The sequence below is a fragment of the Streptomyces flavofungini genome, from assembly GCF_030388665.1.
Taxonomy (GTDB): Bacteria; Actinomycetota; Actinomycetes; order Streptomycetales; family Streptomycetaceae; genus Streptomyces; species Streptomyces flavofungini_A.
The window spans coordinates 1,183,250-1,193,187 of sequence record NZ_CP128846.1; the positions used below are offsets into that span (position 1 = coordinate 1,183,250).

The window sequence follows — 9,938 nt, forward strand, 5'->3', positions numbered from 1 at the left end:
GGTCGCACCGCGCCTCGTACCGCGTCTGGTGCTGCGTCTCGTGCTGGGTCAGGAGTCACTGTTGTCCAAGGCCAGCTGGATCAGGTTGGCGACGTCCATGGCGTCGATCGAGGCGTCCGCGTCGTCGTCATCGGCCGTGCCCACGCCCGCGCCCGTGTCCCCCGCGGCCAGGCTCAGGAGGGCGTCCACGAGGCCCGCCTCACGGAGGCGGGCGATCGGGACGGCCGCCAGGGCGCGGCGGACCTCGGCGTCGGCCGGGTCGTCGGCCCCCGACCCGTCGCCGTCGGGGCCGTCGGCGGCCAGGGCGTCGGCGGCCGCGTCGGGCAGGAGTTCGGCGAGGAGCTGCAGGGCCAGTTCGCCGGGGGTGGGATGGTCGAAGACGAGGGTGCTCGGCAGGCTCAGGCCGGTCGCGGCGTTGAGGCGGGTGCGCAGTTCCACGGCGGTCAGGGAGTCGAAGCCGAAGTCCTTGAACGCGCGGTCCTCCCGGACGGCCTCGGTGCCGGTGTGGCCGAGTACGGCGGCGACTTCCGCGCGGACCAGGTTCAGGACGGTCCGCTCGCGCTCGGCGGGCGTCGCGTCGGCGAGCCGGTCGCGCAGGGCGGCCGCCGCGTCGGCGGCTCCGGCCGTGCCCGCGTCCTGGTCGGCGGACGCGGCGTCGAGGGCGCGGCGGGCCTCCGGCAGGTCGTCGAGCAGCGGGCTCGGCCGTCGCACGGTGAAGGCCGGGGCGAACCGCTCCCAGTCGACGTCGGCGACGGTGACGAGCGTCTCGCGCCGGTCGAGCGCGTGCCGCAGGGCCGCGATCGCCGACTCGGGCCGCAGGACGGGCAGTCCGCGCTTGCGCAGGTGCGCCGCCGCGGCGTCGTCGCCCGCCATGCCCGAACCGCCCCACGGTCCCCACGCCACCGATGTCACGGCCCGGCCCTGGGCCCGGCGGCGCTCGGCGAGGCCGTCGAGGAAGGCGTTGGCGGCGGCGTAGGCGGCCTGGCCGCCGCTGCCCCACACGCCGGCGATGGACGAGAACAGCACGAAGGCGTCGAGCGGCGTGTCGCCGAGCAGGTCGTCCAGGTGCGCCGCGCCCGCGGTCTTCGCGGCGACGATCTCCGCGAAGTCCTCGGGTCCGGTCTCGTCGATCGTCAGGTCCTGGCCGAGGCCGGCCGCGTGCACGACGGCACTGAGCGGCGCGTCGGCGGGGATCGCGGCGAGGAGCCGGGCGAGGGCGTCGCGGTCGGCGACGTCGCAGGCCGCGACGGTGACCTTGGCGCCCAGGTCCTCGAGTTCGGCGCGGAGTTCGGCGGCGCCGGGCGCGTCCGGGCCGCGCCTGCTGGTCAGGACGAGGTGCTGGGCGCCGCCGCTCGCGCACCACCGTGCGACGTGGGCGCCGAGGGCGCCGGTGCCGCCGGTGACGAGGACGGTGCCGCGGGGCTGCCAGGGGGTGGCCGGGGCGGTGCCGCGGGGTGCCCGGACGAGGCGGCGGACGTGCACGCCCGAGGTCCGGACGGCGAGTTGGTCCTCGGTGAATCCGGGCGCCGCGGTGCGGGTGAGGAGGGTGGTGAGGAGGTCGCGGGCGCGGGCCGGGACTGTGCTCACGGAGACTTCGGAGCCGTTCGTGGCGTCCGCCGTCTCCACGCCGCCCGTGGTGCCGGTGCTCCCCGTCGTCTCCGTGAGGTCGATGAGGCCGCCCCACACGTCAGGGTGCTCAAGGCCCACGACCCGGCCGAATCCCCACGCCTGCCCCTGCGTGACACTGCGTACGGGATCGGCGTCACCGACGGACACGGCGCCGCACGTCGCGATCCACAGCCGCCCGCCGACCTCGGCGTCGACGACGGCCTGCGTGAGCGCGAGGGTCGCGGCCATGCCCCAGGTCAGGGCGGGGGCGTCCGGTCCCGGGCCGTCGACTGCGTCCTCGGCGCCGGACGCGGCGTGCCCGTACGGCCGCTCGTCCAGGGCGAGCAGCGACAGGACTCCGGCGAGGGCGGCGTCGCCGTCGGACGCGGCTTCCCCCGCACCGGGCTCCCGCAGCAGCCGCGCCATCGCCGTACGCTCGACGACCTCGTCACGCACGACGACGCGCCGTACGTCCGCGCCCGCGGCGGCCAGCGCCTCCTCGGCGGCCGTGCTCCAGGGGTGTCCGACCGCACCGGCCGGTACGACCAGCGCCCACGTCCCGCCGAACGCCGGTCCGGCGGCCGGGGAGCGGTCGCCGGGGAGCGGCTTCCAGGTGACCCGGTAGCGCAGGGCCTCCACCTGGTGCTGTTCCTGCTGTCGCCGTCGCCAGGTCGCGAGCGCGGGCAGGACGGACTTCAGCGAGGCCTCCTGGTCGAGGTCCAGCGTCTCGGCGAGCCCTTCCAGGTCCTCGCGCTGGACGACCTCCCAGAACTCGGCGTCCACGCCGTCGCTCCGGTCCGCGGCTGACGTGCCCGAGCCCTTCGGCTCCGGCCAATAGGTCCGGTGCTGGAAGGCGTACGTGGGCAGGTCCACGCGGCGGCGCGCCTCGGCCCGCGCGTACAGCGGCGTCCAGTCGACCTCGACTCCGCGCACGTGCGCCTTGGCGAGGGCGGCGAGGAAGGTGTCGGGCTCGGGCCGGTCCTTGCGCAGTCCGCCGATCAGGCCCGCCTGGGCGGCCGGGTCGGTGATCGTGTCGTGCGCCATCGCCGTCAGGACGGCATCCGGGCCCAGTTCGAGGAGCGTGGAGACGCCCTGGCCGGTGAGGGTGGCGAGTCCGTCGTGGAAGCGGACGGCCTCGCGGATGTGGCGCACCCAGTACTCCGGCTCCCGAAGCCGAGCCGAATCCGCCAGCTCCCCCGTCACATTGGAGACCACCGACAGCTTCGGAACCTGATACGTCAGCCCCTTCGCAACCTTGCGGAAGTCCTCCAGAACCGGGTCCATGAGCGGCGAGTGGAAGGCATGCGACACCTTCAGCCACCGCACCTTACGGCCCTCACCACGCAGCCTCTCCTCCAGACCCTCCAGGACGGTGCGGTCACCGGAGAGCACCACCTGCGACGGCCCGTTCACGGCCGCCACACCCACGCTGCCGGAAAGGCCTTCGAGCAGCGGCAGCACATCGGCCTCGGCGGCCTGCACCGCCAGCATGCCCCCACCCTCCGGCAGCGACTGCATCAACCGACCACGCGCAGCGACGAGTTGAGCGGCGTCCTCCAGCGACCAGAGTCCGGCCACGTACGCGGCCGTCAGCTCACCGATCGAGTGGCCGCCCACGATCTCCGGCCGCACCCCGAAGGACTCGGCGAGGCGATACAGGGCGACCTCGACGGCGAACAGCGCGGGCTGCGCGTACCCCGTCTGCTCCAAGAGATCCGCGTCCGAGCCGAACATCACGTCCTTCAACGGACGCTCAAGCAGCCCGTCCAGGTGCGCACACACCTCGTCCAACGCATCAGCGAACACCGGGAACGCCTCGTACAACTCACGCCCCATCCCGACCCGCTGACTGCCCTGACCCGTGAAGACGACCCCGAGACGGCCTTCCGTGACGGAGCCCGTCACGGCCCCGGAGCCGCCCGACGCGACGGCGTCGAGCCCGGCCAGGAGTTCGTCCCGGCCGTGGCCGAGTACGACGGCTCGGTGCTCGTGCAGGGCGCGGCCCGAGAGGAGTGACCAGGCCACGTCGGCGGGCTCCGCCTCCGGGCGGCCGTTCAGGTGGTTGACGAGCCGCCCGGCCTGGGCGCGCAGGGCCTCCGCGCTGCGGGCGGAGACCAGCCACGGCACGGGCGTCACCGGAGTGACCTCACCGGCGGGCTCGACGGGCTCCGCAGCCGGTGCCTGCTCCACGATCACGTGCGCGTTCGTGCCGCTCACGCCGAACGACGACACTCCCGCACGACGGGGCGCACCGCCGTCCCGCTCCGCCCACTCCCGGGCCTCGGTCAGGAGCTCCACCGAACCCGCCGACCAGTCCACGTGCGTGCTCGGCTCGTCCACGTGCAGCGTGGGCGGCAGCATGCCGTGGCGCATGGCCATCACCATCTTGATGACACCGGCGGCTCCGGCGGCGGCCTGGGTGTGCCCGATGTTGGACTTCACCGAGCCCAGCCACAGCGGCTCCTCGGTGGCCCGCTCCTGGCCGTACGTGGCGAGGAGGGCCTGGGCCTCGATGGGGTCGCCGAGGGTCGTGCCCGTGCCGTGCGCTTCCACCGCGTCGACGTCGGCGGGCGTCAGGCCCGCGTTCGCCAGGGCGGCGCGGATGACACGCTGCTGCGAGGGGCCGTTGGGGGCGGTCAGGCCGTTGCTCGCGCCGTCCTGGTTGATCGCCGAGCCACGCACCACGGCCAGGACCTGGTGGCCGTTGCGGCGCGCGTCGGACAGGCGCTCAAGGAGCAGCAGTCCGGCCCCCTCGCCCCAGCCCGTACCGTCGGCGGCCTCCGCGAAGGCCTTGCAGCGGCCGTCCGCCGCGAGGCCCCGCTGGCGGCTGAACTCGATGAACGCGCTGGGCGTGGACATCACGGTGACGCCGCCCGCGAGGGCGAGGTCGCACTCGCCCTGCCGCAGCGCCTGGGCCGCAAGGTGCAGGGCGACGAGGGCGGAGGAGCACGCGGTGTCGACGGTCATGGCGGGGCCTTCGAAGCCGAAGGCGTAGGAGAGGCGGCCGGAGACGACGCTGGCCGCGTTGCCCGTGCCGATGTATCCCTCGGCGCCTTCGGGGGCGTCCTTGAGGAGGTCGAGGTAGTCCTGGCCGTTGGTGCCGGCGAACACACCGGTGCGGCTGCCGTGCAGCGACGGGGGCGCGATCCCGGCGCGCTCGAACAGCTCCCACGCGGTCTCCAGGAGGAGCCGCTGCTGCGGGTCCATGGCCAGGGCCTCGCGCGGGGAGATCCCGAAGAAGTCCGCGTCGAAGGCTCCCGCGTCCGGCAGGAATCCGCCCTGCCGCGCGTAGGTGGCGCCGGGCGTCGCCGGGTCGGGGTCGTACAGCGCCCCGGTGTCCCAGCCCCGGTCGGCGGGGAACTCGCCCAGGGCGTCGACGCCGTCGGCGACGAGGCGCCACAGGTCCTCCGGGTCGCGTACGCCGCCGGGGAAGCGGCAGCTCATCGACACGATGGCGATGGGGTCGTCGTCGACCGGGCCGGTGGCCGCGACCGTCGTGGGAACGGTCGTGTCGGGGTCGGGCCCGGTGAGCAGGAGACCGGAGAGGTAGTCGGCGACGGACCTGGGCGAGGGGTGGTCGAAGACGAGGGTGGCGGGCAGGGTGAGGCCGGTCGCGGCGCCGAGGCGGTTGCGGAACTCCACCGAGGTGAGCGAGTCGAACCCGAGCCCCTTGAACGCGCTGTCGCCGGGCACCGCCTCCGTGCCGCCATGCCCGAGCACCGCGGCGGCCTGGTTCCGCACCAGGTCGAGCAGGGTCCGCTCGGCTTCGGGGCGCGACTGGGCGGCCAACTGGCCCTTCAGGGAGGTGACTTCGGTGTCGCCCGCGCCGGTGGGCCGGTCCGCGCGGGCGGCCGCGGTCTCCGGCAGGTCGTCGAAGAGGGTGCTGTGCCGGGTGGCGGTGAAGCCGTCGGCGAAGCGGTCCCAGACGATGTCGGCGACGACGAGGTGCGCCGTCGCGTCGGGTGCCGTCGCGTGGTGGGTCGCCCGGCGCAGGACCTCGATCGCGCGTGCCGGGTCCATGACGGGCAGGCCGGCCTGGCGCATCCGCTCGTCGGAGCCGTCGTCGGCGGCCATGCCGCTCCCGGCCCACGGGCCCCAGGCGAGCGAGAGGGCGGGCCGTCCGGCGGCGCGCCGCTGTTCGGCGAGAGCGTCCAGGAAGGCGTTCGCCGCCGCGTAGTTGCCCTGCCCGGGCGCGCCCACGGTCCCGGTGAGGGAGGAGAAGAGGACGAAGGCCGACAGGTCGGCGTCGCGGGTCAGCTCGTCCAGGTTCCGGGCCGACTCCGCCTTGGCGCGGAACACGGCTGCCATCCGGTCCGGCGTGAGGCCGTCGAGCACACCGTCGTCCAGGACGCCCGCCGTGTGGAACACCCCGGTCAACGGCACGTCGTCCGGGACCGCGTCCAGGACCCGCGCCAGCGCCTCCCGGTCCGCCGCGTCACACGCCGCGACCGTCACCCGTACACCCAACTCCAGCAATTCGTCACGCAGTTCAAGCGCACCCGGCGCCTCCGACCCACGACGGCTCGTCAACAGCACATGACCGGCACCCGCACGCGCCAGCCACCGCGCCACATGACCGCCGAGGGCGCCCGTACCGCCGGTCACGAGCACCGTGCCGCCGTTCGGGGACCACTCCCCCGCCGACGACTCGCCCAACGGGGCGTCACCGAAGGCCGCACGCACCAGCCTGCGCGCGAACACGCCGGAGCCGCGCACCGCCACCTGGTCCTCGCCCGAGGTGGCCCCGAGGACCTGGGTGAGGCGGGACATGGCGCGTGCGTCGGCCGTCCCGGGCAGGTCGACCAGGCCGCCCCAGCGCTCGGGGTGTTCGAGGGCGACGACCCGGCCGAGGCCCCACACGGCCGCGCCGTCGGCGTCGGCCACGGAGTCCGAAGCGCCGACACAGACCGCGCCGCGGGTCGCCACCCACAGGGGTGCGGCCACCGCGGCGTCGCCGAGGGCCTGTACGAGCGCGAGGGTCGAAAGCACGTCGGCCGGTGCGCACGCCAGCAGGGAGAGGACTCCCGTCAGGGTCGTGCCGGTCCCGGCGTCCTCGCCTTGCTCGGCGAGGGCGTCGGCGACCTGCGCCCGCAGCGTGTCGCGGTCGGCGTCGCCGGTGTCCACGCGCAGGACGCGGGCTCGTGCCCCGGCCTGTTCCAGGGCCTGTACGGAGGCGTCGAGCCACGGCTCGTCCGTCGCGTCGGCGCGGGCGACGACCAGCCAGGTGCCCATGAGTGCGGCCCGCGACGGCTTGGCCAGCGGCTTCCACGTGGTCCGGTACTGCCAACGGTCCAGCTCGGACCGCTCGTGCCGCTGGCGCCGCCAGGCCGTGAGGGCGGGCAGCACCGACCGCAGCGGCGCCTCCTCGTCGACGTCCAGGGCTCCCGTCAGAGCGGCGAGGTCCTCGTCCTCCACGGCCTTCCAGAAACTCGCGTCCGCGGGGTCGAACCCGTCCCCGGCGGCGCCGGGCGCCTGCTCCAGGGGGTTGAGCCAGAGGTGCTGGCGCTGGAAGGCGTACGTGGGCAGGTCCACGCGGCGGCGCGCCTCGACGGGCTCGAAGAAGCGGGACCAGTCGACGGTGGTGCCGCGCACGTGGAGGTGCGCGAGGGCGGCAAGGAAGGTGTCGGGTTCGGGCCGGTCCTTGCGGACGGCGGCGACGAGACCAGCCTGAGAAGCCGGGTCGGTGAGCGTGTCGTGCGCCATCGCCGTCAAAACAGCATCCGGGCCCAGCTCGAGCACAGTACTCGCACCGAAACCGGCTAGAGCAGTCAGACCGTCATGGAAGCGCACGGCCTCACGGATGTGCCGCACCCAGTACTCCGGATCCCGGAGCCGAGCCGAATCCGCCAGCTCCCCCGTCACATTGGAGACCACCGACAGCTTCGGAACCTGATACGTCAGCCCCTCGGCGACCTTGCGGAAGTCATCCAGGACCGGGTCCATGAGCGGCGAGTGGAAGGCGTGGGACACCTTCAGCCACCGCACCTTGCGGCCCTCACCGCGCAGCTTCTCCTCCAAGCCCTCCAGGACCTTGAGGTCACCGGAGAGCACCACCTGCGACGGCCCGTTCACGGCCGCCACACCCACGCTCTCCGCAAGGCCTTCGAGAAGCGGCAGCACATCGGCCTCGGCGGCCTGCACCGCCAGCATGCCCCCGCCCTCCGGCAACGACTGCATCAACCGACCACGCGCAGCGACGAGTTGAGCGGCGTCCTCCAGGGACCAGAGTCCGGCCACGTAGGCGGCCGTCAGCTCGCCGATCGAGTGCCCGCCCACGATCTCGGGCCGCACTCCGAAGGACTCGGCGAGGCGGTACAGGGCGACCTCGACGGCGAACAGCGCGGGCTGCGCGTACCCCGTCTGCTCCAACACCTCGGCGTCGGTGCCGAACATGACGTCCTTCAGCGGCTGATCCAACAGCCCGTCCAGATGCGCGCACACCTCATCCAGCGCATCGGCGAACACCGGGAACGCCTCGTACAGCTCACGCCCCATCCCGACCCGCTGACTGCCCTGACCGGTGAACACGACCCCGAGACGGCCCTCAACCACCGCACCGGTGACGACACCCGGACCACCGGCGGCAACCGCGCCCAGCCCCGCCAGGAACTCCTCGCGCTCCCGGCCGAAGACGACCGCCCGGTGCTCGTGGAGGGCGCGGCCCGAGAGCAGGGACCAGCCCACAGCCGCAGGCGCGAGGTCCTCACGCCCTGCCATGTGCTCCCGCAGCCGCTCGGCCTGCGCCCGCAACGCCTCTGGGCTGCGCGCCGACACCAGCCAGGGCACCACGGCCGTGGCAACCGGCGCGGTACCCGACCCGCCGGGACCGGCCGGCTCGGGCTGCTCCGCGGGCTCCTCCACGGCGGCCTGCTCCACGATCACGTGCGCGTTGGTCCCGCTCACGCCGAAGGAGGAGACACCCGCGCGGCGCGGCGCTCCGCCGTCCCGCTCGGCCCACTCCCGGGCCTCGGTCAGGAGCTCCACCGAACCCGCCGACCAGTCGACGTGGGAGTTGGGTCGGTCGACGTGGAGGGTGCGGGGCAGGACGCCCGCCCGCATGGCCATGACCATCTTGATGACGCCCGCGACTCCGGCGGCGGCCTGCGTGTGGCCGAGGTTCGACTTCACCGAGCCGAGCCACAGGGGTGCGGTGCCGCCGCTGGCGGCTTCGGGGCGTTCCTGGCCGTAGGTGGCGAGGAGGGCCTGGGCCTCAATGGGGTCGCCGAGGGTCGTGCCCGTGCCGTGCGCTTCCACCGCGTCGACGTCGGCGGGCGTCAGGCCCGCGTTCGCCAGGGCGGCACGGATGACACGCTGCTGCGAGGGACCGTTGGGGGCGGTCAGGCCGCTGCTGGCGCCGTCCTGGTTGACGGCGGTGCCACGGACGACGGCCAGGACCTGGTGGCCGTTGCGGCGGGCGTCCGAGAGGCGCTCCAGGAGGAGCAGGCCGACGCCCTCGCCCCAGCCCGTGCCGTCGGCGGCCTCCGCGAAGGCCTTGCAGCGGCCGTCGGCGGCAAGGCCGCGCTGACGGCTGAACTCCACGAACGTGTCCGGCGTCGACATGACGGTGACACCACCGGCGAGCGCCATGGTGCACTCGCCCTGGCGCAGCGCCTGCGCGGCGAGGTGCAGGGCGACGAGGGAGGACGAGCAGGCCGTGTCGATGGTGACGGCGGGGCCCTCCAGGCCGAAGGTGTACGAGACGCGCCCGGAGGCGATGCTGCCCGCGCTGCCGTTGCCGAGGTAGCCCTCGAACTCCTCCAGGCCCTCGGGGTTGCTGAGGATGCGGTTGCCGTAGTCGCCGTACATGACGCCGACGAAGACTCCGGTCCTGGAGCCGCGCACGGACAGGGGGTCGACGCCCGCCCGCTCGAAGGCCTCCCAGGTCGATTCCAGGAGGAGGCGCTGCTGCGGGTCGATGGCGAGGGCCTCGCGCGGCGAGATCCCGAAGAAGGCGGGGTCGAACTCCGCCGCGTCGTGGAGGAATCCGCCCTCGCGGGCGTAGCTCTTGCCCGCGCGGGTGGGGTCGGGGTCGTGGAGGTCCGCGTCCCAGCCCCGGTCGTCCGGGAAGGGGGAGATCGCGTCCCCGCCGTCGGCGACGAGCTGCCAGAGGTCTTCCGGGCCGCTCACGCCGCCGGGGTAGCGGCAGCTCATCGCGACGATCGCGATGGGTTCCCGGCTCACCGACTCGGCGTCCTGTAGACGCTGCCGGGTCTGATGCAGATCCGCGGTAACTCGCTTGAGGTACTCGCGGAGTTTCTGCTCGTTCGCCATTTCGGTGCGACTCCTTCAACGCAGAGGGCCGACCCCATCACATCGGCGGGAGGGCAGGG

1 protein-coding gene and 1 pseudogene are annotated in these 9,938 nt (G+C 74.1%); both read right to left on the reverse strand.

The window, feature by feature from the left end; genetic code table 11:
* Positions 1–48 precede the first annotated feature (48 nt).
* The gene (locus QUY26_RS04800) at positions 49–9,789 is read right to left on the reverse strand and encodes a type I polyketide synthase (RefSeq protein ID WP_436840484.1); all 9,741 of its coding nucleotides are present in this window, start codon (positions 9,787–9,789) and stop codon (positions 49–51) included.
* Between the two features lie 39 nt (positions 9,790–9,828).
* Positions 9,829–9,879: pseudogene (locus tag QUY26_RS41110) on the reverse strand (polyketide synthase docking domain-containing protein); the annotation flags it as partial.
* Positions 9,880–9,938: the final 59 nt, after the last annotated feature.